This is a genomic window from Bradyrhizobium sp. GCM10028915, from assembly GCF_042666195.1.
Lineage (GTDB): Bacteria > Pseudomonadota > Alphaproteobacteria > Rhizobiales > Xanthobacteraceae > Bradyrhizobium > Bradyrhizobium canariense_D.
The window spans coordinates 305,649-329,149 of record NZ_JBHTFN010000044.1 but is presented as its reverse complement, the minus strand read 5'-3'; the positions used below and the strand labels follow the sequence as shown (position 1 = coordinate 329,149).

Annotated in this window: 24 protein-coding genes; 17 read left to right on the top strand and 7 right to left on the bottom strand. The window is 64.8% G+C overall.

Going from position 1 to position 23,501, the window contains the following annotated elements:
* Positions 1-201: 201 nt before the first annotated feature.
* The 3 genes from ACFQX9_RS21690 to ACFQX9_RS21680 form a co-directional block, all read right to left on the bottom strand.
* A complete protein-coding gene (locus ACFQX9_RS21690; protein ID WP_018459090.1) occupies positions 202-693 on the bottom strand; it encodes a hypothetical protein in 492 nt (163 codons plus the stop codon).
* A 166-nt stretch (positions 694-859) separates the two neighbouring features.
* Positions 860-1,312: a DNA polymerase III subunit chi gene (locus ACFQX9_RS21685; protein ID WP_018459091.1), complete on the bottom strand. Its 453-nt coding sequence runs from the start codon at positions 1,310-1,312 to the stop codon at positions 860-862.
* Positions 1,313-1,318: 6 nt separating this feature from the next.
* Complete coding sequence (locus ACFQX9_RS21680; protein ID WP_085352926.1) at positions 1,319-2,818, bottom strand: leucyl aminopeptidase; 1,500 nt, start codon at positions 2,816-2,818, stop codon at positions 1,319-1,321.
* Positions 2,819-3,158: 340 nt separating this feature from the next.
* Between ACFQX9_RS21680 and lptF the strand changes: the two genes are divergently transcribed.
* The 10 genes from lptF (at position 3,159) to ACFQX9_RS21630 (ending at position 13,487) form a co-directional block, all read left to right on the top strand.
* Positions 3,159-4,328, top strand: coding sequence for an LPS export ABC transporter permease LptF (gene lptF, locus ACFQX9_RS21675; protein WP_018459093.1), 1,170 nt, complete (start codon positions 3,159-3,161; stop codon positions 4,326-4,328).
* Positions 4,325-5,422 carry an LPS export ABC transporter permease LptG gene (lptG, locus tag ACFQX9_RS21670; protein ID WP_018459094.1) on the top strand — a complete coding sequence of 366 codons (1,098 nt, stop codon included), beginning with the start codon at positions 4,325-4,327 and terminating at the stop codon, positions 5,420-5,422. Before lptF ends, lptG begins: the two co-directional genes overlap by 4 nt.
* On the top strand, positions 5,422-7,905 hold the full coding sequence (locus tag ACFQX9_RS21665) for an LPS-assembly protein LptD (RefSeq protein WP_377790411.1): 2,484 nt from the start codon (positions 5,422-5,424) through the stop codon (positions 7,903-7,905). The genes lptG and ACFQX9_RS21665 overlap by 1 nt, the downstream gene beginning before the upstream one ends.
* A 69-nt stretch (positions 7,906-7,974) precedes the next feature.
* Positions 7,975-8,901, top strand: a complete 927-nt coding sequence (locus ACFQX9_RS21660; RefSeq protein WP_026233734.1) for a SurA N- domain family protein — start codon at positions 7,975-7,977, stop codon at positions 8,899-8,901.
* Entirely contained in the window at positions 8,901-9,917 is a 1,017-nt protein-coding gene (gene pdxA / locus ACFQX9_RS21655; RefSeq protein WP_085352922.1) for a 4-hydroxythreonine-4-phosphate dehydrogenase PdxA, read from the top strand. Before ACFQX9_RS21660 ends, pdxA begins: the two co-directional genes overlap by 1 nt.
* On the top strand, positions 9,914-10,774 hold the full coding sequence (gene rsmA / locus ACFQX9_RS21650) for a 16S rRNA (adenine(1518)-N(6)/adenine(1519)-N(6))-dimethyltransferase RsmA (protein WP_018459098.1): 861 nt from the start codon (positions 9,914-9,916) through the stop codon (positions 10,772-10,774). The genes pdxA and rsmA overlap by 4 nt, the downstream gene beginning before the upstream one ends.
* Before the next feature lie 16 nt (positions 10,775-10,790).
* A complete protein-coding gene (locus tag ACFQX9_RS21645; protein ID WP_377790407.1) occupies positions 10,791-11,849 on the top strand; it encodes an alcohol dehydrogenase in 1,059 nt (352 codons plus the stop codon).
* A gap of 90 nt (positions 11,850-11,939) precedes the next feature.
* The gene (locus tag ACFQX9_RS21640; RefSeq protein WP_018459100.1) at positions 11,940-12,101 is read left to right on the top strand and encodes a Flp family type IVb pilin; all 162 of its coding nucleotides are present in this window, start codon (positions 11,940-11,942) and stop codon (positions 12,099-12,101) included.
* Positions 12,102-12,172: 71 nt separating this feature from the next.
* Positions 12,173-12,409, top strand: coding sequence for a hypothetical protein (locus ACFQX9_RS21635; RefSeq protein ID WP_018459101.1), 237 nt, complete (start codon positions 12,173-12,175; stop codon positions 12,407-12,409).
* A gap of 361 nt (positions 12,410-12,770) precedes the next feature.
* Positions 12,771-13,487, top strand: a complete 717-nt coding sequence (locus tag ACFQX9_RS21630) for a Crp/Fnr family transcriptional regulator (protein WP_018459102.1) — start codon at positions 12,771-12,773, stop codon at positions 13,485-13,487.
* Positions 13,488-13,496: 9 nt separating this feature from the next.
* Here ACFQX9_RS21630 and ACFQX9_RS21625 read toward each other — a convergent pair whose 3' ends face one another.
* Positions 13,497-14,234 carry a Crp/Fnr family transcriptional regulator gene (locus ACFQX9_RS21625; protein ID WP_018459103.1) on the bottom strand — a complete coding sequence of 246 codons (738 nt, stop codon included), beginning with the start codon at positions 14,232-14,234 and terminating at the stop codon, positions 13,497-13,499.
* 158 nt (positions 14,235-14,392) lie between these two features.
* On the opposite strand from ACFQX9_RS21625, the gene ACFQX9_RS21620 reads away from it, so the two are divergent.
* Entirely contained in the window at positions 14,393-14,632 is a 240-nt protein-coding gene (locus ACFQX9_RS21620) for a hypothetical protein (RefSeq protein WP_018459104.1), read from the top strand.
* Positions 14,633-14,649: 17 nt separating this feature from the next.
* A complete protein-coding gene (locus ACFQX9_RS21615) occupies positions 14,650-15,351 on the top strand; it encodes a Crp/Fnr family transcriptional regulator (protein WP_377790402.1) in 702 nt (233 codons plus the stop codon).
* A 63-nt stretch (positions 15,352-15,414) separates the two neighbouring features.
* On the opposite strand, the gene ACFQX9_RS21610 is transcribed toward ACFQX9_RS21615, so the two are convergent.
* The gene (locus tag ACFQX9_RS21610) at positions 15,415-16,029 is read right to left on the bottom strand and encodes a cupin (RefSeq protein WP_377790400.1); all 615 of its coding nucleotides are present in this window, start codon (positions 16,027-16,029) and stop codon (positions 15,415-15,417) included.
* 166 nt (positions 16,030-16,195) lie between these two features.
* The gene (locus ACFQX9_RS21605) at positions 16,196-17,188 is read right to left on the bottom strand and encodes a LysR family transcriptional regulator (protein ID WP_377790399.1); all 993 of its coding nucleotides are present in this window, start codon (positions 17,186-17,188) and stop codon (positions 16,196-16,198) included.
* Between the two features lie 113 nt (positions 17,189-17,301).
* Here ACFQX9_RS21605 and ACFQX9_RS21600 point away from each other — a divergent pair, with 113 nt between their 5' ends.
* The 5 genes from ACFQX9_RS21600 (at position 17,302) to ACFQX9_RS21580 (ending at position 22,906) form a co-directional block, all read left to right on the top strand.
* Positions 17,302-18,282 (top strand): tripartite tricarboxylate transporter substrate binding protein, encoded by a 981-nt coding sequence (locus ACFQX9_RS21600; protein WP_247368398.1) that lies wholly within the window; start codon positions 17,302-17,304, stop codon positions 18,280-18,282.
* Positions 18,282-18,893: a protocatechuate 3,4-dioxygenase gene (locus tag ACFQX9_RS21595; protein WP_247338059.1), complete on the top strand. Its 612-nt coding sequence runs from the start codon at positions 18,282-18,284 to the stop codon at positions 18,891-18,893. The genes ACFQX9_RS21600 and ACFQX9_RS21595 overlap by 1 nt, the downstream gene beginning before the upstream one ends.
* Positions 18,894-19,684: 791 nt before the next feature.
* Positions 19,685-21,031 (top strand): caspase family protein, encoded by a 1,347-nt coding sequence (locus ACFQX9_RS21590; protein ID WP_085395981.1) that lies wholly within the window; start codon positions 19,685-19,687, stop codon positions 21,029-21,031.
* 27 nt (positions 21,032-21,058) lie between these two features.
* Complete coding sequence (locus tag ACFQX9_RS21585) at positions 21,059-21,547, top strand: hypothetical protein (protein ID WP_085395980.1); 489 nt, start codon at positions 21,059-21,061, stop codon at positions 21,545-21,547.
* Between the two features lie 150 nt (positions 21,548-21,697).
* Positions 21,698-22,906, top strand: coding sequence for a hypothetical protein (locus ACFQX9_RS21580; protein WP_377791047.1), 1,209 nt, complete (start codon positions 21,698-21,700; stop codon positions 22,904-22,906).
* Here ACFQX9_RS21580 and gmk read toward each other — a convergent pair.
* Positions 22,839-23,498 (bottom strand): guanylate kinase, encoded by a 660-nt coding sequence (gmk, locus tag ACFQX9_RS21575; RefSeq protein WP_018459113.1) that lies wholly within the window; start codon positions 23,496-23,498, stop codon positions 22,839-22,841. The two genes, ACFQX9_RS21580 and gmk, sit on opposite strands and share 68 nt — an antisense overlap.
* Positions 23,499-23,501 lie beyond the last annotated feature (3 nt).

The window sequence follows — 23,501 nt, the reverse complement described above, 5'->3', positions numbered from 1 at the left end:
AGGCACTTTGGGCGAAGGTCGGCATCCGCGATGTCGAAACTCGCGAACAAGATCGCCGGCGAGCGCGAACGGGAGAGATCACGGTTCACGCCTCGGCCACCGCGATCAAGGAATGCAAAGCCGCTTGATGATGGGGATAGGAGTGCGCGGCTGATCGCATCGACAGCCGCAACCAGCTTCAGGCCAAAAGGTCGACCCGTGTTACGCCGACTTCTTCTTCGGCTTCGGCTTGGTCGCCTTCGGCATGACCGGCGCCTCCGGCGTGCCCTCGATCGAGGACAGGCGACCGGCCGTGAAGGTATAGATGCCAGCGCGCGGACCGGTCGTCCAGGTCACGACCGCAACGCGCCTGCCGGCGGCATCACCGGAGAGGTTGACGCTCGAGGGCGCGCCGATGCCGCGCACCACATCGCATTCGGTGTGGCCGAGCGCGACGGTGCCGCCCATGGGAGCCGGCGCGGTCGTCGACGCATTCGCATCAGCCGGCCCGGGCGGCGGCGCCATGCCGGCACAAGCCCCGTCGGCGCTGACCAGATCCTCGGCCCCAACCGGCTTGTCGGGGGTCAGCGGCGGCGACTCAATCGAGATGCTTTTGATGAACAGGCGGCTGGGCGTGTTGAACCACTGGGCATCCCTGGACAACAGATCGGTCCCGCCCGAACAGCCCGCAACCAGCGGGGCTACGGCCGCCAACGCAATTATGAGCGAGCTGGGAAGCTTTTGATGTCGCACGATAAACTAAAATCCCCGAGTGAAGGATCGGCCCTAAGCAATTGTAGCAACATCACTTTGCGGCACGAAGGTGACAAAAGCCATCATCACCCGAAAAGTGCAAATTATCATTAATTGCGAGCGACCGCTAATTCCGCTTCTGCCACCGGCCCCGCTCGTCAGCCTGCCAATAAGTGACATCAAATCCCCGCGCCTTGCAATCCGTCCAGGCGCTGCGGGCGAACGCAAGCGCGTCCGGATCGTCGCCGTCGAACAGCAGCACCATGCGCTCATAGGCCTGCGCGTCCTGCGGCACCGCGGCGTTGTCGACGAGGAAGCGGACATTGGCACCGTTCGGATTGTCCTCCTCGACCGCCAGCACGATCGGCTGATCGGCGGCGTCGCTCACCCGCCATGTCGCGTGCGGCAGGAAGGAATCGTCGCGATAGGTCCACAAATGAGCGTCGAGCGCATCGGCGCGCTCCGGCGAATTCGACTGCACCACGACGCGCCAGCCGCGCTCGAGCGATTTCTCGAGAAGCGGCGGCAACACGTTCTCCACCGTCATGTTTTGCAGATGGTAGAAAAGGACTTCAGTCATCTCGGGTCATTTGCGCTCGTAATGGTCGGCGACCAGACGGTCGAGCAAGCGAACTCCGTAACCGCTTCCCCAGCTCTGATTGATGTCGGTCTTCGGCGCGCCCATGGCGGTCCCAGCGATGTCTAGATGCGCCCAGGGCGTGCCGTCCACGAAGCGCTGGAGGAACTGTGCCGCGGTGATCGAGCCGCCATGGCGGCCGCCGGTGTTCTTCATGTCGGCGAACTGGGAATCGATCAGCTTGTCGTATTCGGGGCCAAGCGGCAGGCGCCAGACCTTCTCGCCGCTCTCGATGCCGGCCGCCAGCAGCCGCTCGGCAAGCTCGTCATTGTTGGAGAACATGCCGGCATGCTCGGTGCCGAGCGCGACCACGATGGCGCCGGTCAACGTCGCCAGATCCACCATGAATTTCGGCTTGGTTTTCTTGGCGACGTACCAGAGCACATCGGCAAGCACCAGGCGGCCTTCCGCGTCGGTGTTGATGATCTCGATGGTCTGGCCCGACATCGAGGTGACGATGTCGCCTGGGCGCTGCGCGTTGCCGTCCGGCATGTTCTCGACGAGGCCGATGGCGCCGACGACGTTGACCTTGGCCTTGCGTGCCGCGAGCGCATGCATCAGGCCGACGACGCAGGCAGCCCCTCCCATGTCGCCCTTCATGTCCTCCATGCTGCCGGCCGGCTTGATCGAAATGCCGCCGGTGTCGAAGCAGACGCCCTTGCCGACGAAGGCAACCGGCGCCTCACCTTTCTTGCCGCCGTCCCAACGCATGATCACGGTGCGGCTCGGCCGCGCCGAGCCCTGGCCGACGCCGAGCAGAGCGCCCATGCCGAGCTTGTCCATGGCCTTGACGTCGAGGACCTCGATCTTGACGCCGAGCTTGCGGAGCAGGCCTGCGCGGCGCGCGAACTCCTCGGGAAAAAGCACGTTCGGCGGCTCGTTGACGAGGTCGCGCGCAATGATCACGCCGTCCACGATCGCAGCCGCCGATGTAAACGCCTTCTTCGCGGCGACCACGTCGCCGACCGCAAACGAGACGTCGGCGCGCGTGCCGCCCTCCTCGCCATCCTTCTTCCTGGTCTTGTAACGGTCGAACTTGTAGGTGCGCAGCCGCAGGCCCGAGGCGATCGCGACCGCCTGCTCGCTGGTCATGGCGCCGTTTGGAAGTTCCGCCATGATAGTCATGGCCGCCGCCCCGGCCGGAAGCTTGCTCGCCGCCACGCCGCCGAATTTGAGGAAGTCGTTCGCCTTCAGACCGGTCGCCTTGCCGGCGCCGATCACGATCAGGCGGGTGGCCTTCACGCCTTCGGGCGCAAGGATGTCGAGCGCCGCGCCGCTTTTGCCCTTGAAGGCGGCGGCGGTGGCCGCCCGCTTCACGAGTTCGGTGGCCCCGCCGAGCGCCTTGGCGGTCGCCGGGCCGAGCTTCAGGCTGTCGTCGCAGAACACGACCATGATGCCACGGGCGGCGGCAGACAATGGAACGAAGCCGACCTTAATGGCATCGGACATGAGTAACTCCTCAAAAACATTGCGCTTTTTACCGATCGGCGGTCCCGGCCACGGGCCGGAGCTGAACGGCGATTCACTGAGCGTCCCGCACTATGGGCCACCGGCCCGGCAGATGCCAAGCACCCCCCGTGGCCGAGGGGCCACAACGAGGGAAATATTAACCATATATTGAGGGTGCCACGGGGCAGCCATTTTGTTGACGGATCAAAGGGATGGTACTGAGAGAGTAAGCCGGCGGATGAGATGGTTGGCCGACCTTGGGGATCCCCTTGCGGGGATTGGTTGGACAGCCGGAATTCCGGCCGGCATTGGGGACTTGGTGGGATTCGTGCGGTAGCGCATGGGGTCAATCGATAGGTATATCTTCCGCACGACGCTCGCGTCGTTTGCGCTGGTCCTGGTCAGCCTCACGGGCGTGATCTGGATTACGCAAGCGTTGCGCGGCATCGACCTGATGACGAGCCAGGGTCAGACCATCCTGACCTTCCTCGGGATCACCAGCCTCGTCGTGCCCGCGCTGGTCCTGATCATCTCGCCGATCGCGCTGATGATCGCGATCTCGCATACGCTGAACAAGCTCGCGACCGATTCCGAGATCATCGTGATGAATGCCGCCGGCTTCTCGCCATTCCGGCTGTTCTATCCGTTCTTCTACGCCACCTGCGTGGTGGCGCTGCTGGTCGCCTTCATCGCGGCCTATCTCGCTCCCGACGGCATGCGGCGGATCAAGCAGTGGGACGCCGAGATCACCGCCGACGTGCTCACCAACATCCTGCAGCCCGGCCGCTTCGCCCAGCTCGACAAGAACCTGACGATCCGGATTCGCGAACGCCAGCCCGGCGGCATCCTCGCCGGCATCTTCATCGACGACCGCCGCGATCCGAACGAGCGGGTCTCGATCGTCGCCGAGCACGGCGAAGTCGTGAAGAACGAGACCGGATCGTTCCTGGTGCTGGAGACCGGCAATCTCCAGCGTTTCGAGGCCGGCAAGCGCGATCCCGCGCTGGTGGCGTTCGGCCGCTACGGCTTCGACATGTCCAAGTTCTCGGGCCAGGGCCGCGACGTCACCCTCGGCATCCGCGAGCGTTATCTCTGGGAGTTGCTCTCGCCGTCCGAGGACGATCCCGTCTACAAGCAGATTCCCGGCCAGTTCCGCTCGGCCCTGCATGACAGCCTGCTGGCGCCGATCTATCCCTTCGCCTTTGCCGTGCTGACCTTTGCGTTTCTGGGTGCGCCTCGCACCACGCGCCAGAGCCGCAATTTCTCGATCGGCTCCTCGATCCTTGCCGTGTTCGGCCTGCGCATGGCCGGCTTCGCCTGCTCGGTGATGGCGGTGAAATCGCCGGGCGCGGTGCTGGTCCAATATGCCATGGTCATTGGTGCCATCGGCGTCGGGCTGGCGATCATCATTGGCGGCCTTGTGGTCGAACCGCCGCCGCGCCTCATGGAGGCCATCAACAGGTCGAACGCGCGCATCGCGCGGCTGTTCGGACGGCCGGCCACCGCATGAGCATGCTCACCAACACACTCGGGCGCTATTTCGCCGGCCGTTTCGTGGTCGCGGCGCTCGGCGTGTTCGCCGGCATTTTCCTGCTGCTGGTGCTGGTCGATTACATCGAGATGGTGCGCAAGACCTCAGGGCTCGCATCCGCCTCCGCAGTCATGGTGGCCGAGACCTCGCTGTTCCGCGTGCCGCAGCTTTTGGAGAAGCTGACGCCGTTCTGCATGCTGATCGGCGCCATGACCTGCTATCTCGCCCTCTCCCGCCGGCTCGAGCTCGTCGTCGCGCGCGCCGCCGGCGTCTCCGCATGGCAATTCATCTCGCCGGCGCTCGGCAGCGCGCTCCTGATCGGCGTGATCGCCACCGTCGCCTACAATCCGATGTCGGCCAATCTGCGCGAGCTGTCCAAGCGCATGGAAGCCGAGCTGTTCGGCTCGGCGCCCGGCGGCGGCATTCAGGACGCCTCCGGCTTCTGGCTCAACCAGAAGACCAGCGACGGCGAGACGATCATCAATGCGGCGCGCAGCGAGCAGCAGGGTATCCGGCTCACCGGACTCACGCTGTTCCGGTTTGACACAGAGCAGCACTTCAAGGAACGGGTCGAGGCGCGCGAGGCGACGCTCGAGGCCGGCCGTTGGCTGTTCAAGGGCGTCCGCCGCTTCTCGCTGGATTCGCCGCCGGTCGATCAGGCCAGCCTGGAGATTCCGACCACGCTGACCGAGGCCCAGGTCCGCAACAGCTTTTCCACACCCGAGACTGTGTCCTTTTGGCAACTACCGAGCTACATCCGCTCATCCGAAAGCTCGGGCTTCGCGACAGCCGGATACCGACTCCAGTATCAGAAGCTTCTGGCACAGCCGTTTTTGCTTGCAGCCATGGTGATGCTCGCGGCCTCCGTGTCGTTGCGCTTCTTCCGGATGGGCGGCGTGCAGAAGATGGTTTTGAGTGGCGTGGGCGCAGGCTTTCTGCTCTACGTTCTGTCGAAAGTGACTGAAGATTTGAGCAAGGCTGAGTTGATGCATCCGATCGCTGCGGCGTGGTTGCCCGTGGTGGTGGGCGGCCTCACCGGCTTTTTGGCCTTGCTGTATCAGGAGGACGGATAGTGACGGCCGTCCACCGAGGGCCCGTGTCTCGTTTGACGCGGCGCACATTGGTGCGCGCGAACGGGTGTGGCTTGTCCATTCGCAGATTCCTGCTTGCTGTCGCCGCCGTGGCATCGCTCGGTGGCGTGATGGACGTTGCCGCGCCGGCATCCGCCCAGAGCTTCACCTACAATCCGCTGCCGCCGCGTGCGAAGCCGCCGAAGGCCGTCAACGACAACCAGATGCTGGTTCAGGCGACCGAGGTCGATTACGACTACAACAATTCGCGCGTCTCCGCGGTCGGTAACGTCCAGCTGTTCTACAACGGCACCAGCGTCGAGGCCGACAAGGTCATCTACGACCAGAAGACCAAGCGGCTCCATGCCGAAGGCAACATCCGTATGACGGATGCCGACGGCAAGATCACCTATGCCGAGATCCTGGACCTGTCCGACGACTACCGTGACGGCTTCGTCGATTCGCTGCGCGTTGATACGGCCGACCAGACCCGCATGGCGGCGAGCCGCTCCGATCGCTCCAGCGGCAACTACACGGTGTTCGAGAACGGCGTCTACACGGCTTGCGCGCCGTGCAAGGACGATCCGAAGAAGCCGCCGCTCTGGCAGGTCAAGGGTGCGCGCATCATCCACGACCAGCAGGAGAAGATGCTGTATTTCGAGACGGCGCAGCTCGAATTCTTCGGCGTGCCGATCGCCTATATGCCCTATTTCTCGACGCCCGACCCGACCGTGAAGCGCAAGACCGGCTTCCTGATGCCGGGCTTCACGTCGAATACGCCGTTCGGCTACGGCGTCGAGGTTCCGTTCTACTGGGCGATCGCGCCCGACATGGACGCCACCTTCAACCCGCGCATCACGTCCAGGCAGGGCGTGCTGTTCCAGGCCGAATTTCGCCAGCGCCTGATGGACGGCGCCTATCAGATCCGCGTCTACGGCATCGACCAGCTCGATCGGAGCGCGCTCGCTGGCCAGCCCGGCGACAAGCAGTTCCGCGGCGCCGTCGACACCAAGGGTCAGTTCGCGCTGAACGACAAATGGGTCTGGGGTTGGGACGGTGTCCTGATGTCCGACTATTATTTCTTCTCGGACTATCGGTTGTCGCAATATCGCGATCCGCTGGGCTCGTTCCTGTATCTGCCGACGGATGCACTCTCGCAGCTTTACCTGACCGGTGTCGGCAATCGCAGCTTCTTCGACGCGCGCACGATGTACTGGCTGAGTTACTCGGGCAACCAGAACCAGGTGCCGGTCGTCTACCCCGTGATCGACTACTCGAACGTGCTGAACTATCCAGTCTTCGGCGGCGAGTTCAGCTACAAGACCAATTTCGTGAACCTGTCGCGTGACACCGCGGTGTTCGATCCGATCACGACGCTCGCCAACACCAACAGCCTGTGCACGACGGTGTCGGCCGATCCGCTCGCGCGTACGCCGTCGCAGTGCCTGCTGCGCGGCTTCCCGGGTACCTACACCCGCCTGACGGCGGAAGCGCAGTGGCGCAAGTCCTTCACCGATCCGTTCGGTGAAATCTGGACGCCGTTCGCCATTCTCCGCGCCGACGCGATCAACTCCTCGGTCTCCAACCAGCCGGGCGTGTCGAACTATTTGCCCGTCGGCGATACCCAGGCGCTCCGCCTGATGCCGACCGTGGGCCTCGAATACCGCTACCCCTTCATCAACGTTCAGCCCTGGGGTTCGACCACCATCGAGCCGATCGCGCAGATCATCATCCGGCCGAACGAGACCTATGCCGGCAAGCTCCCCAACGAGGACGCGCAGAGCATGGTGTTCGACGCCTCGAACCTGTTCAGCGTCGACAAGTTCTCCGGCTACGACCGTGTCGAGGGCGGCGGCCGCGCCAATGTCGGCGTGCAGTCCACCACGCAGTTCGACAGGGGCGGAGCCATCAAGACGCTGTTCGGCCAGTCCTACCAGCTGTTCGGCATGAACTCCTTCGCGGTCCAGGACTCCATCAATACCGGCGTGGATTCCGGCCTGCAAAGGCCGCGCTCCGACTATGTGGCGAGCGCCGCCTATTCGCCCAACAGCACCTATACGTTCAGCGTTCGCTCGCGCATGGACGAGCAGACCTGGAACGTGCAGCGCTTCGAGGCGGAAGGCCGCGCCAACTTCAACCGCTGGTCAGTCAGCATGCTGTACGGCAATTACGCGGCGCAGCCGGAACTCGGCTATCTAACCCGCCGCGAGGGCATCCTGACGTCAGGCTCGATCAAGCTCGCGGCCAATTGGGTGGTCACGGGCTCGGCGCGCTGGGACCTTGAGGCCAACAAGATCAACCAGTATGTGCTCGGTGCCGGCTACGTCGACGATTGTTTTGTGCTCGGCTTGAACTATGTAACTGCGTATAGCTATTCCGCAGGCTCGACCCCGCCCGTGCTGAACCACGCGATCATGTTCCAGATCGGCCTGCGCACGCTGGCGAACACAGCGACCACCAGCAGTTCCGGCGGCGGACTCCAGTGAACGGTTTGAAGGTGCCGGCCGCGTGTTCCCGATCGCAGGTTCACCTCGGCTGACATGCGAGCGACAAATATGACGATCCCATTGCCTGTCTTCCGCCTCTTCCTCATCCTCGCCGCCCTGCTGCTGGCCGGCGCGCCGTTGCGTGCGCAGAACATCGTCTTGATGGTCAACGGCGATCCCATCACCGACTTCGACATCGAGCAGCGCTCCAAGCTCGACCAGCTGACGACGCAGAAGACACCGGCCCGCCAGGACGTCATCAACGAGCTGATCGACGACCGGGTGAAGATGAAGGAAGGCAAGAAATATGGTGTCGACCCCGGCGTCTCCGACATCAACCAGTCCTACGAGGGCATGGCGCAGCGCATGCGCATCTCGCCGGACCAGCTCACCAAGTCGCTCGAGGTCAAGGGCGTCCGCCCCGAAACCCTGAAGAGCCGCATGAAGGCCGAGATGGTCTGGACCAGCCTCGTGCGCGGCCGCTTCAAGGAGAAGCTGCTGGTCGGCGAGAAGGACGTCGCGCAGGCCGTGCAGGCCCAGACCGGCGACAAGCTGCAGATCGAGGGCACCGAATACAAGATGCAGCCGATCGTGCTGATCGTGCCACGGGGCTCGTCGCCGGCGTTCCTGGAGACACGGCATAAGGAAGCCGAGCAGTATCGCTCGCGCGTCGGAAGCTGCGAAGAAGCCAATTCGCTGTTCCGCTCCACGCCGAACGCCACCATCCGCGACGTCGTCACCAAGACCACCGCTGAATTACCCGAGGCGCTGCGTAAGGTGCTCGACGACACGCCGATCGGCCACCTGACCGCGCCCGAGACGACCAAGGCAGGCATCGAGATGGTGGTGCTGTGCTCGCGCAAGCCGACCATGATCGACACGCCGAAGAAGCGCGAGGTCCGCGAGAAGATGTATCAGGAGAAGTACGAGAAGACCCAGAAGACCTATCTCGAGGAGCTCCGCAAGGCGGCGATGATCGAGTATCGCAACCGCTGATGGCCAAGCAGCCTGCCAAGCCCCTCGCCCTGACGCTGGGAGAGCCTGCCGGCATCGGCCCCGACATCACCATCGCAGCCTGGCTCAAGCGCCGCGAACTGGACCTGCCCGCCTTCTATCTGCTCGGCGACGAGGCGCTGATCGCCCGCCGCGCCAAGGCGCTCGGCGCTGCCGTCAGGATCGCTTCGGTGACCACCGGCGAGGCCGAGGCCGCCTTCCCCGAGGCCCTGCCCGTGGTTGCGTCCGGCGAGCCCGCGAGCGCCGCGCCCGGCAAGCCCGACGCATCGAGCGCGCCGGCCGCGCTCGCCTCGATCCGCCAGGCGGTCACGGATGTCCGCGAGGGCCGCGCCGGCGCCGTTGTCACCAATCCGATTGCCAAGAGCGTGCTCTATCGTGCCGGCTTCCGCCATCCCGGCCATACCGAATTCCTCGCAGAGCTCGCCGCGGAAGACGGCCCCACGCCGCAGCCGGTGATGATGCTGTGGTCGCCGCGGCTCGCCGTAGTGCCCGTGACCATCCACGTCTCCTTGCGCGATGCACTGGCCCAGCTCACCAGCGAGCTGATCGTCTCGACCGTGCGCATCGTCGCGACCGAACTCAAATCCCGCTTCGGCATCGCGAATCCGCGCATCGCGATTTCCGGCCTCAATCCGCACGCGGGCGAGGACGGCTCGCTCGGCCACGAGGAGCAGACCGTGATCGCGCCGGCGATCAAGACGTTGCGGGGCGACGGTATCGAGGCGAAGGGACCGCTCCCCGCCGACACCATGTTCCACGAAGCCGCGCGAAACAGCTATGACTGCGCCGTCTGCATGTACCACGACCAGGCGCTGATCCCGATCAAGACTGTGGCCTTCGATGACGCGGTCAACGTCACGCTCGGACTGCCCTTCATCCGCACCTCGCCCGACCACGGCACCGCCTTCGACATCGCCGGCACCGGCAAGGCCAATCCGGCAAGCCTGATCGCTGCGTTGAGGCTTGCGAGCCGGATGGCGGCTGCGAAAACCCGATGAGCACGATCGATGACCTCCCGCCGCTTCGCGAGGTCATTCGCCAGCACGCCTTGTCGGCGCGCAAATCGCTCGGCCAGAACTTCCTCCTCGACCTCAATCTCACCGCGCGCATCGCGCGTGCGGCGGCTCCACTCGAGGATTCCACCATCATCGAGATCGGCCCCGGCCCGGGCGGGCTGACGCGCGCCCTGCTCGCGCTCGGCGCCAGACGCGTCATCGCCATCGAGCATGACGAGCGCGCGATCCCTGCCTTGCAGGATATTGCTGCGCGCTATCCCGGCCGTCTCGAGATCGTCCATGGCGACGCCATGACCTTCGACCCGCGCCCGCTGCTATCAGGCGAAAGAGCAAAAATCGTCGCCAACCTGCCCTACAACATCGCGACCCACCTCCTCGTCGGCTGGCTCACCACCGAACCCTGGCCGCCCTGGTACGAAATGATGGTCCTGATGTTCCAGCGCGAGGTCGGCGAGCGCATCGTGGCGCGCGAGGACGAAGAGGCCTTCGGCCGACTCGGCGTGCTCGCCAATTGGCGCTGCGAGACCAAGATCCTGTTCGACATCGCGCCGTCCGCCTTCGTGCCGCCGCCGAAGGTTACGTCTTCCGTTGTGCGACTGATCCCGCGCGAAACGCCTCTCGCCTGCGATCGCAAGCTGCTCGAACAGGTCGCGGCCGCCGCCTTCGGCCAGCGCCGCAAGATGCTGCGGCAAAGCCTGAAGGCGCTCGGCGCCGATCCCGCGCGGCTCGCCGCAGCTGCCGGCGTCGATGCGACGCGGCGCGCGGAGACCGTTCCGATTTCCGGCTTTGTTGCCATGGCCCGTGAATTGGCCAATATACGCAGCGAAACAGAGAGATAATTTCGGAGGAAGAAATATGGCGTTGATGCGTCGGCAGTCCCTCGTCAAGTTCGATGCGCCGCTGTGCGAGACCATCGTCGAGACGCCGAAGCCGCAAGGTCGAGAGGTGCTGGTGCGGATCGAGCGTTGCGGCCTCTGCCACTCCGATCTGCACATCCAGGACGGCTACGCCGATCTCGGCGGCGGCAAGAAGCTCGACACCACGCGCGGCATGACGCTGCCCTTCACGCTCGGCCACGAGATCGCGGGCGTGGTCGACGAAGTCGGCCCCGAGGTATTCGCCGGTCTCGTCGGCAGCAAGAAGGCGGTGTTTCCGTGGATCGGTTGCGGCCAGTGTCGCGAGTGCGCCAATGGCGACGAGAATCTCTGCGCCAGACAGCGCTTTCTCGGCGTCTCCATCGACGGCGGCTTCGCCACCCACGTGCTGGTGCCCGACGCGAAATATCTGCTCGACTACGATCCCCTGCCCGTCAACCAGGCCGCGACGCTGATGTGCTCCGGCGTCACCGCCTACGGCGCGCTCAAGCGCCTGGTCGACCGGCCGCGCCAGCGCAACCTCCTGCTGATCGGCCTCGGCGGTGTCGGCATGATGGGCCTTTCCTTCGCGACGGCCATGTTCAAGCAGCCGATCACGGTCGCCGACCTCAGCGGTGCCGCGCGCGAAACCGCGCTGAAGAACGGCGCGGCGGTGGCCTACGATCCGGCCGAGCCCGACGTGGTCAAGCGCATCCTCAAGGAAACCGATGGCGGCTTCGACGAGATCGTCGACTTCGCGGGCAACGAGAAGTCCATGGCTTTCGCGGTCGCCGTCGCCGCGCGCGGCGGCAAGATCGTGGTCTCCGGCCTGATGGGGGGCCAGTTCACGTTGCCGATGGTGCAATGGGTCTACAAGCGCATGACCATCGAGGGCTTCATGGTCGGCACACTCACCGAGGCTCACGAGCTGATGGCGCTCGCCCGCGCCGGCAAGATCAAGCCGACGCCGATGCGCGAGGAGCCGATGGCCGACGTCCAAACATGGATCGACGAGCTTCGCGCCGGCAAGGTCGTCGGCCGCATCGTGCTCAAGAACTAGAAACTGACGCAGACCCGTGTTCCAAATTGGGGAACCCGCTCTCTGCAGAATACGGTCCTCGCCAGCTCTCTTTTTGGATTTCTGGCAACCATGCAGACGATCCGCCGCTTCCTCGCCGACGAGTCCGGCGCCACAGCGATCGAGTACGGCCTGATCGCCGCCGGCATTGCGCTTGCGATCATCGCCGTCGTCAACAATCTCGGCGCGACGCTGAACAAGAAGTTCACCTCGATCGGCAGCTCGCTGAAGTAGCGGGCACGCGCGCCAATTCAAAGCATTCGTCTGTCCCGCGGAACGGCAACGGCCGCGCCGCGTTGGCAGCCATGTCCATTCGCTGCACCGTCGAGAACGCATTCTTCATCGCCTGGAGTTTCCTGGAGCAGAGCGGAGAGCTCGGCTCCCCGGACGAGACGGCGAACGTCCTGCTCGACGCCATTGAGGCCCAGCTCAGGACCGGCGAGCGCCGGCAACTGATGCTCGCCAACAGGGCGATCGATGCCTATCGCGCCCACGCGGAAAAAGGCCGGCCCGCGCACGATTGCGAAGCACGCTTCGGGTGACGAACTTCGGGTGATGAACATCCCGGCCGCCCTCGGGCCCGCCGGCCCGGCGGCGTTGAGGTATAGGCCGGCGGTCCGTCGGGCAGAGCGCACGGGCTGCGGCGCTCCGCGACGAGCGCGCTACGCTGGAGCCGCGCCCCTGCTGTGTGCACTCCTGCACAGAGCTCGCAATGTTGAAGGCCGCTGGGTTCGGCTGCGCCATTGCCTCGTCCCATGCCTCGCCAAAACTTTCTGGAATTCCGCAAGCCGGAGGCCATTTTTCAACGGCTGAAAAACGCCTTGTGTGCACTTTGGAACCGTCGGCTCCGTCACGGAAACGTAGGGTTCTGGCCGGTGCCGATTCCCGGCCAGAGCAAGACATGTGACCGGTCGGCCCCAGAACGATCTTCTCCAGCAGCTCAGCCGCCCGGATTTCGAACTGCTCGCGCCGCACCTCCAGCCGGTCGAACTCGAGGCGGGCCACATCCTTTATCATGCCGGCGACGAGGTGGCGGCGGTCCATTTTCCCTGCCGCTCCACGCTCGTGTCGTTCGCCGTGCCGGTCGAGGACGATCGCGAGGTCGAAAGCCTGCTGGTCGGGCGCGAGGGCGCGGTGGGCATTGCCGCCGGCCGCAGCGCCTCGCTGGCCTATTCGCGCATCGTCGTGAAGCTGGGCGGCACCCTGCTGCGGCTGCCGCCGCGCGTGCTCGAGCAGGCCCAGCAGAGGTCGGCCACGCTTCTGCAAATCTTCTCTCGCTACGCCGACTGCCAGTTCGCGCAGCTGCTCCAGACCGCGGCCTGCAATGCCGCGCATTCGATCGAGCAGCGCGCCGCCAAGTGGATCATCTCCGCGCAGGAGCACGTCGGCGGCCCCGAGATCCCCCTCACCCATGAGCAGCTGGCCGGCATGCTCGGCGTGTCCCGCAGCTATGCCAGCCGCGTCATCCAGATGTTCAAGGCCAGGCGGATCCTCGCGACACGCCGCGGCGCCATCCTGATCCTAGATGCGCCGGCGCTCGAAGCCAGAGCCTGCTCCTGCAACGACTGGGTGAAGAAGCACTTTGACGAGGTGATGGGACGCACGGCCGCGGACGGTTAGCTTTAGGTCTCACGCATGCGGCGGCGATTGGCGCTTCAAGTGCAGATAGGTCGGACTGAAGCCTCCGAGCCGCTGCAATTCGCGCCATTTCATGACGATGAGCTCGCCGTCGTGCATGTCCATGGTCCCGCTCCGCCTGAGGTCGGCGAGCGTCCGGTTCACCGTCGCGATCGCCATACCCAAGGTCTCGCCGAGCTGCGCCAGGCTGAGCGGCAGGCGGCAGCGATTGCCGCGGACGAGCTGCGCTGCGCGGGCGCGGTAGAACAGCTCGCAGAACAGGTGTGCCATGCGCGCGTGCATCGGCCGGGCGCTGTTGTTGGTGATGGCCTCGCGAAAGATCGCGGCATCGAGCAGGGTCTCGCGCCAAACCGACAGTGCGAAGGTCGGCCGTCGCCGGAAGGCAATGAACAATTCGCGATGCGGGATGAAGGCCACCGAGGCAGGCCCGAGGGCGCAGAGGCCATGGTCCATCTGGTCGATGAACAAGCCCTGGGAGTCCGGCAGGTCGCCGGACAGATGGAACGCGAGGTATTGCCGCCGGCCGCTGTCGAGCAAATGGTAGCGCGCGATCATGCCGGAGACGACCAGCGCCGAATGCTCGGGTTCGTCGCCCTGACGGATGAAATCCTCGTTCGGCGCGAACTCGCGCTGCACAAAGGTCAGCCCGCGAATTTCGGCGACATCCTCCTGGGCGAGCGCGGTGTGCTCGCCCAAGTTCCGGATCAGCACGTCATGCGCTTTTTCCATGTGTCCCGCCAAAAATCCTGCCGGTTCGATCAAATGATACATCTGGCCCGTATCCAGCGGACTAGAACGCGGGTCGGAAGCACAGGTTGCTACCGGTCTGCGACATTACTTGGTCGCAGCCCACCGTCCCTCGATCGCTGACTGCGCCCGCCATTCGCATGAGCTCTACGACGATCCTGAAGCGCATTCGCCACCTGTTCGCATCGGAGTCGGGCGAGCACCTGGACAGTATCAGCGCTGCCTTCCAGCGAGGCACGCTGAAGGAGCCGGCGCGGCCGATGTCGGATCAGGAGCTTGCGCGCGCCATCCGGGAGTTCCAGGCGGTTCCCGTGTCCGATTGGACCATCGCGAAACTCTCACGATGCCTGCTCGAGCCGGCGATGCCGGGTGACGACTGAAACACCTCCTCCTCTCCATGCCGCACCCCAAGTTCATCGGACATCTCCAGGCGATTGAAGGCCTCTCCGACGACGAACGCCGCCAGATCGCGGCTCTGCCGTCCACGCTGCGCCAGGTCTCCGACGGCGAGACCCTGCTGCGCCAGGGTGAAGATACCTCTCGCTGCGTTTTCGTCGTCAGCGGCTTCCTCTATCAGGCGCGCATCGTCGGCGATCGCAGCCAGATCCTCGCCTTCCACGTTCCCGGCGACATGCCGTGCCTCCACACGCTGCTGGTCTCGCCGATGGATGCGGACCTCGTCGGTCTTGGCCCTTCCCTCGTCGGCTACGTCGCACACAGCCAACTCAAGCAGCTGCTCGACGGCTCCATTCACCTGACCCGCGCGTTCTGGCGCGAGACGCTGATCGATGCGGCGATCTCGCGACAATGGATCGCGCGCCTCGGCGCACAGGCGGCACTGCCGAAGGTGGCGCATCTGATCTGCGAGCTCGCCGCAAGGCTGGAGGTCGTGGGCCTCGTCAATAACGGCCGCTTCCAGATACCGATGACGCAGCGGCATGTCGCCGATGCCTGCGGTTTGTCGATCGTCCACGTCAATCGCACCATCCAGGAGCTGAGAGGGCGCCGATTGATTGCCTGGGAGGGAAGCGAGATCGAGCTGTTGCAACCCGACGAGCTCCGCGCGCTCGCGGATTTCACGCCGGATTATCTGACCTGACAAAGACGGGCGGCGTTCCAACGAACGACATTCGAACCGGCACAGCAAAAGCGATCCCCCGCCTCACGATCGCGACGGCTTTATCCGCCATGATTTGAGCAACGGGCCGCCGGCACCCAGCACGGGATCGGTCTTCGGCTTGCGGACCTTGGCGACGCGTTTGCTGGCGTCAGGACGCTCTCGCGTGTCGGTGCACTCGTCATACGTCCCCTCCTGCGGATACGCTCCGACGACCAGGAAGTCCCGGCTGGACTCGATCAGTCGGTGTCCGGTGCCTGCGGGAAGGACCAGAACATCTCCGGCCTTCACGCTCAGGATTCGCCCCTTGATCCCGCCGCACTCGATCCTGGCCGTGCCGCGTGCCACGCCCATCACTTCGTGGATCTGCGAATGATAGTGGACAAAGTCATAAACCGTATCGCGCCAAGAGCGGCCCCAGCCCTGACGATCGAACAGCGTGTCGATGATGACCTCTGGAGCAAAACGCCGGGTCTTCAGGTTCACCGCGCCGCGATAGAGCAAGACGGGAAAATGCGGGTTATTCGGCACGATGCCATCGTCCTGGAAACGGATGGCTGTCGGCTTCCGAGCCCGCACGAGCGCCCGCAGCGTTGCCGCGTCGGGGTGATCCTCAACGAACTTCTTGGCGAGATTTTTGATCTGGTCCTTGATCGGCATGGCGTCTCCTCAGCCGCAATTAAACGACGGCCGGAAGGATAAGTTTCCCGAGGTGATCCGGTTGGACCGCCATCTCCTCGGCGTCATTTCCGGCGAAGACAAGCATTCCAGAAATCGTTCCGCGGCAGCACTCCGGAATGCTCGCTGCGCTCGCCCGGCCACCGCCTTACCCCGGGGTAGCCGACGATGGCCGCGCGGGAGCGGAACGACGCGCGTTTCGCTTACCTGCGAGCGGCTTTGCGACCTCCCGGGCGCACTCGACGAGCAGCCGCTGAGCAGGGTTTGGCGTTCTGCCCTTCATCGCAATGATCCCGATCGGCCACATCTGAATAGGCATTTCCACCGGTAAAACCTTCATCGACAGCCGCTTCGCGCTGAAGTGCAACATCGATGCCGGAAGGAAACTCAGGAATCGTTCCGACGAGAGCAACGCCGACTGCATAAGGATCGAATACACGGTTACGCTGGCACGTGGCACCTCCAGCCCGGAGGCGTGAAATGCGTTGGCAATCCAGCCGCCCGGAAAGCTTTCGCGCGGCGGCAGGCACCAACGCTCGTCGACCAGCTCGTCGAGGCGGATCTTGCGCCGCCCCACCCACGGACTGTGCAAGCCTGCGACAACGACACCGCTTTCGTGCAACAGCACTTCGACATCGGTATCGGCAGCCGGTGTCGGGCTCGGCAGGCGCCCTATCATGAGGTCGATGTCGTGATTGCGCAGATGACGATCCTGAAGCTCCGGCGGTTCGCCCTCGATGATGTGAAGCGCGAGCCTCGGATATTGCCGGGATAGCCGGTCAATGATGACGGGCAGTAGTCCGGCCATCACGGGCTCGGTGCTGCCAATGCGCAATTCACCCATCGCGGGATCAGCGAGCGATTGCAGCTCGTCGACGCCACTCCGCAAATCGTTGCACAAAGCAATGCTGCGCTTGAGCAAGGCCTTGCCGTAAAGCGTGGGCTCAACGCCGAGCCGGCTGCGCTCCAGAAGCGGAAGGCCGATCGTTTGCTCCAGGCTTGCGATCATCTTGGATATGACAGGCTGAGAAATTGCTAGGTGCTCGGCCGCCTTCGCCATGCTCCCGTATTCCACGACGGCGATAAACACGTTCAGTTGCCGCAGCTTGATCCGACGGCTGATCTGGGATGCATCGAGCATGCGACCCTTTCCGAAATGGAATAGAACTATCGAGAAATAGAACTTTTCTTATATAGGTCCGCGGGACAAGCTGCAATTCGCATTACCCTCCACCGCCAAGGATTGGAGCAGCCATGTCGAACATTCACGTACCCCGTCGCACCTTCCTGCTCGGAAGCCTCGCGGGACTGTTGCTGCCCGGCAAGGTCGCCGCGCAGCCTTATCCGTCCAATCTCATACGTGTTGTCGTCCCTGCCGGCGCGGGGACACCGCCCGACATCATCAGCCGCATGATCGCCGACGAGCTCGCGGCCAATGAAGGCTGGCGACTTGTGGTGGAAGATCGCCCCGGTGCGCTGCAGACCATTGCCATGAACGACGTGAGCGGTCGTCCGGCGGACGGCTATACACTGCTGACCATGAGCCTTCCGATGACGGTCACCCCGGCCCTGCTTCCGAAGGCGGAGACACGGGCGGATGTGGATTTCGATCCGGTGATCAAGATATCGAAATCCTACACCGTGCTCGTTACAACGCCTTCCTTGCCGGTCGACTCGTTAGCCGGTCTGGTGGCGTTGCTCAAGAGCAAGCCAGGGAAGCTCAACTTCTCTTCCGCGGGCTTCGGCACCCCCTCGCACCTGATCGGCGAAATGTTTGCATTGCAGGCGGGCGTGCGCGCCACCCACGTGCCCTACCAGCAGTTTTCCCAAGCAATCACCGATCTGATCAGCGGCAACGTCCAATACATGTTTGTCACCACGCTTCCGGTTATTGACCTCATTGCGACCGGCAAGTTGCGAGCGCTTGCCGTCACCGCCCCCACCAGGATTGCTGCCCTGGGAGACATTCCCACTGTGATCGAGGCAGGCTTTCCCGATCTGGTGACAGCCGATTGGATCGGCTTTGCAGCGAAGCGTGGAACGGCTGCGGAAGTAACGTCGCAGCTCAACAAGGCAATTAACAAGGTACTTCTCGAGCCGAAGATCCGCGCTTCGCTCGACAAGATAGGAGCCGTAGCCGTGGGTGGCACCGCCGCAGAATTTGGTGAGGGAATCCGGAGTGACATCGCCCACTGGGGCAAGGTCGTCAAGGATGCGGATATCAAGCTGCCTTGATGAGCCAGACCCCATCCAAAGCCCAGACGAGTGGCCGCGATGCAGCAGCATTGGCGATCACGCCGCCCCAGATCGTCGGCCCGTTCTACCCGGTCTCGGAGCACCCCGATCTGGCAACCGATCTGGCGCGTCCAAGCGGCAGCACCGCTGAGGCGCTGGGCCAGCTCATCCATCTCAGCGGACGCGTGCTCACGCGTTCGGGAGCGCCGGTGCCGCATGCACGCATTGACATCTGGCAAGCCAACGCGGCGGGGAAATATCGTCATCCGAGTGATATCAATCCGGCGCCGCTCGATCCCAATTTCAAAGGCTTCGCGCGTCTCACAACGGATGCGGCCGGGCACTACAGCTTTCGTACCGTCAAACCGGGCCGCTATCCGACAGCAGAGGGCGACGTCAGGCCGCCGCACATTCATCTCACCGTTGAGGGGCGGTTCGATTGCCTGGTGACCCAGTTGTATTTCGCTGGCGAAGAAGAAAACGTGACCGACCGCTGGCTCAATGCGGCCCCGCATCCGGAAAGGTTAATCGTTACTCTGCAAAATTCGCCATCACGCCTTGAGAGGCATGCGTTGGTCGCGCATTTCGACATTGTTCTTGCCAGCGGATGACAAGCGTTTCAGGTGGCTCCAAGCCCGATTTGGGTCGTTCGCCACCGGCGCTGACGCGTCGGGCAAAACACCCCCGTCAAGGCCTCCGCGCAAAAATATTTCGCTTTTCCGAATTTCGGATTTGTGGCATACGCCCGTCATCCTGGCCCTGCCAAAGGGGCGTTCGCGACCGTCACGACATGCGGGCCGGGTGGCGGTGGACGCGGCAGCGACGGCGCGGGCGGCGTGACGACAGGGCGGGCAACCGTGAGTCCTCGCGCGACGCGTACGACACGGCGCTGGAGAGCGGGCTTGTCGGTCATCGGGGGTGAGCACACGCAAGCCCTCGATGATTTCGGCCGGAGCGTCCGCGGACGGAGAAGTCGTGTGGTCCTGACGCCCGGGGTCTGTGCGTCAAGCCTCGCGGTGATGTGCCGGCCCGACCGGGCGCGCGCATCAGCGATCGGCCAGGCGACGGGGGCAATAGTGCATCGCTCCCCGGGGAGAGCACGAAGGACACCGTTAAAACCATCCGCGCAGGGAAGGCCGGGCGATCGGCCACCCTATCGGTCCACCCCGTGTGCATTCCTGTAGCGCACGGACCAACGGGTGCCGCCGGCGCCCGGCCTTCCCTGCGCCCTTTGGCCTCCAGTTGGGCGATGAACGGCAGCAAGGTTCGGGCAGAATCTGCCGCGGGAACGCGCAAGCGTGCGCCCTCCCCGGCGCGACCGGCCAACGCTGTACACACGGTCGCACCGCTTTTCGCCCGCGCCTCGAGCTGGTAGAATGGCGATATTGTTTGGGGAATTTTGATGCGCGCGAGGATTTTCAATCGCGTCCCGGGGCTGGCGATGCTGGTCGCAGCCCTGCTCGTCGTCGCAACGCACCCGGCATCGGCCGAGAAGCGCGTCGCGCTCGTGGTCGGCAACTCCGCCTACAAGAACATCACGCCGCTCGACAATCCATCCAAGGACGCGAGCCTGATGGCGGACACGCTTGGCCTGCTCGGCTTTACGCTGGTCGGAGGCCGCGCCCAACTCGATCTTGACAAGGGCGCGATGGATCTGGCGGTGCAGAGCTTTGGCCGGCAGGTGCAGGGCGCCGACGTCGCGCTGTTCTATTATGCCGGCCACGGCGTGCAGGTCTCGGGCGCCAACTATCTCGTGCCGGTCGGCGCCAATCCGACCCGCGAGGCCGACGTCGACTTCCAGATGACCGATGTCAACCTCGTGCTGCGCCAGATGCAGGGATCGGGCACGCGCCTCAACCTCGTGATCCTGGACGCCTGCCGCAACAACCCCTTCGGCTCACGCGGCCTGCGCGCCTCCGATGGCGGCCTCGCGCAGATGCGCGCGCCCGAGGGCACGCTGATCTCCTACGCAACCCAACCCGGCAACGTCGCCCAGGACGGCAGCGACGGCCACAGCCCCTACACCAAGGCCTTGGCCGCGACGGTCCGGACCGCGGGCCTCGACGTGTTCCAGACCTTCAACCAGGTCGGCCTCGCGGTGAAGCGCGCCACGTCCGGCGCGCAGCAGCCCTGGGTGTCGTCCTCGCCGATCGACGGCACCTTCTATTTCGTCGCCCCCACGCAAACCGCGCCGCCGCAGGTCGCAGCGATGCAGCCCGATCCGCTGCCGGCGGATCGGCTGCGCGCCGATCCGGACCGCGTCCCCTTGCGCGATGCCGCCCTGCTGAGCGAACTCAGCGAGCGGCTCTACGAGCTCAATTTCGATCCTGACAGCCCTGATGGACTGACCCGCGCGATCACGAAACTCCAGCAGCGGATTTCCATGGCGCCGACGGGCGAAGCCACCGAAGGCCTGCTGTTGCGGATGCGCAAGATGGAGGACCTGAAGCCATGGGGCTCGATCGTCTACGGCCCCGACGGCAGCAAATGGGGCATCTCCTGGAACCACGCCTCGCGGCGCGCGGCGGTGGCGGATGCGCGCGGCAATTGCGCCGGCGCCAAATGTCCGATCGAGCTGTCTTTCTATGGCAACCGCTGCGGCGCGTTCGCGATCTCCGACAAATCCTGGTCGCTGGTCCAGCGCGACAGCGTGCAGCGCGCGAAAGATGCCGCGCTTGACGAATGCGGCAAGGCTGGCAAAGCTTGCCGCATTATCGGTTCCGTCTGCGCCGACGGCTCCGGCCGCTGATACGATTTTTCATTTTGGATTTAGCCCATGCGCGCCGCCATTCCTGCGATTGCCCTGACCGTCTTCCTGTCCGCCGTCGGCGCTCCACCGTCCGCCGTTGCGCAGTCCGGCAGCGCCGGCGGCTCGATCGGCAATGAAGAGAAGTCGCTGTCCGGCTCGCGGTCGGATCGTTCCGCCGAGCCGGCGCCCTCGGCGCGCCGCAGCAAGCCCGCCGAGGAGCCGCGCAGCTCCTCGCGACGCGGTGGTGGAGGCGGTGGCGTGAGTTTCGACGGCGCCTGGATGGTCGTCAGCGTCGGCTGCGGCGGCACCACGTCCGGCGCGGTCGTGGTCTCCTCGGGCAAGGTCATAGGCCAAGGCGTCACGGGTACCGTCAGCGCGAGCGGCGCGGTCAGCACGTTCGGTCAAGGCGATGGCGTGACCTTTACCGGCTCGGGCCGCCTCGCTGCCCGCAGCGGCTCCGGTTCCTTCCGCCGCTCGGACGGCTGCGGCGGAACCTGGACTTCGACCAAGCAATAGCAGCGAAAAAGTCTGGTTTCGCGGGGGAACGAACGCCGCGCAAGCCCGATTCAGGCCACATCCTCTCCGGATTTGCGGCTCATTGCCACCCAAGTCTTTGACGACAAAGGGAAGGTAACGAGTTGCGTCATGCGTAATCGGGAGACCAGGATGGGCAACCGCACCGCAAAATTCTTATCTGCCCTCGTAGGCAGCATCATTGCCGGCGCGCCACTTGCCGCCGTGTCGCAGAATGCATCGACGCCACCGAGCACGGCAAATGCCGCGAGCGACTGCCTTGGCTCGCCAAAGGGCGCCGCGCCGCAGGGCCAGCATTGGCATTATCGCCTCGAGCGCGCGACCAAGCGGCAGTGCTGGTATCTGCGCGCCGAAGGCGGCAAGGCCACCCAAACCGCACAGACTGCGCCCGATACGCCTGCAGCGGATTCAGCCGTGCCGCAGCAGCACTCGGTCGAGGACGCGCGCGCCGAATATCTGACGCCGCAGAGCATCGCCGCCGTGAAGACGCCTGCACAGGCGGGACCGGCGCCGACGCCGCAAGCTGCGAACCCCTCCGCTGACGCCAACGCACAGCAGCCCGCCGTCGCCGGGCGCTGGCCCGACGCCTCCACGGCGTCCGCCGCGCCCACAGAGCAGCCGTCGCCTGCACCTGTCGCGGCCGCCGCGCAGCCGACCGCGAAGCCGGCGAAGTCCCCTGCTCCGATGGCTCTGGCCGGGGCAGACAGCACCTCCGACAAGCAGACCGGCTCGCTCCAGATGCTGCTGCTCGTGATCGGCGGCGCGCTGGCGCTTGCCGGCATCCTCGCCAGCGTCATCTACCGCTTCGCCGGTGGACGCATGCGCGTCCAGGCCGACCAGCGCCGCGTCAACTGGGACAATTTTGAGCCGCACGATCACGACGATGGCCGTGCACCCTGGCTCAACGCTGCGCCCGCCGGCGCGCCGCACGCTCGGCAGCCCCGCCCGGTGGATTTCGATGCCCTGCGTCCGCAGTCAACCCAGCTCAAGACCGCGCAGCTCGCCGCGATCGATCGCGAGATCGATGTGATCGACGAGCTCGCCCCGCAAGCGCAAGACCAAGTCCACGTCGAGGCCGCAGAGCTCGACGAGGCCGATATCTTCAACGGAGAATTCCAGATCGAGGCCGCACCGCAGCTCGCGGCCAACGACGTGAATGACGAAGAGCCGGCCGGCCATGACGACGCGGGAGTCGAGAACGCCATCGACATCGACGTGATCACGACGATGCTGGAACGGTTGGCGAAGGACGGGCCGCGGCTGACGCAGCCTACTAGCCTTGAAGTTGACCTTGCAGACCTCGCACGAAGCCCACGAGGCCGGTCTGCCGCTCGCGCTTGAGGCGTTCGGCCTTCAGGATCGACTGCACCTCGGCGAAGGCCTCGTCAACGTCGTGGTTGATGACGATGTAGTCGTACTCGGCCCAGTGGCTCATCTCGTGGCTGGCGCGGCTCATGCGCTTGCGGATCACCTCGTCGGAATCCTGCGCGCGCGAATGCAGCCGCTTCTCGAGATCGGCAGCCGAGGGCGGCAGGATGAACACGCTGACGACGTCGGCGCGCGCCTTCTCTCGGAGCTGCTGCGTGCCCTGCCAGTCGATGTCGAACAGCACGTCCTGCCCGGCTGACAGCGCCGCCTCGACCGGCGCACGCGGCGTGCCGTAACTGTTGTCGAACACGGTCGCCCATTCCAGCAGCTGGTCGGCTTTCACCATCGCGCCGAAGGTAGCCTTGTCGACGAACGAATAATCCCTGCCGTCGACCTCGCCCGGCCGCATCGCCCGCGTGGTCGCCGACACCGACATTCGAAGGCCGGGCATACGGTCGATCAACATGCGCGACAGCGTCGTCTTGCCCGCGCCCGACGGCGAGGACAGCACGAACATCAATCCGCGCCGCTCGACACCATCAGTTCCGTGACCGCCAATCGTCATCGA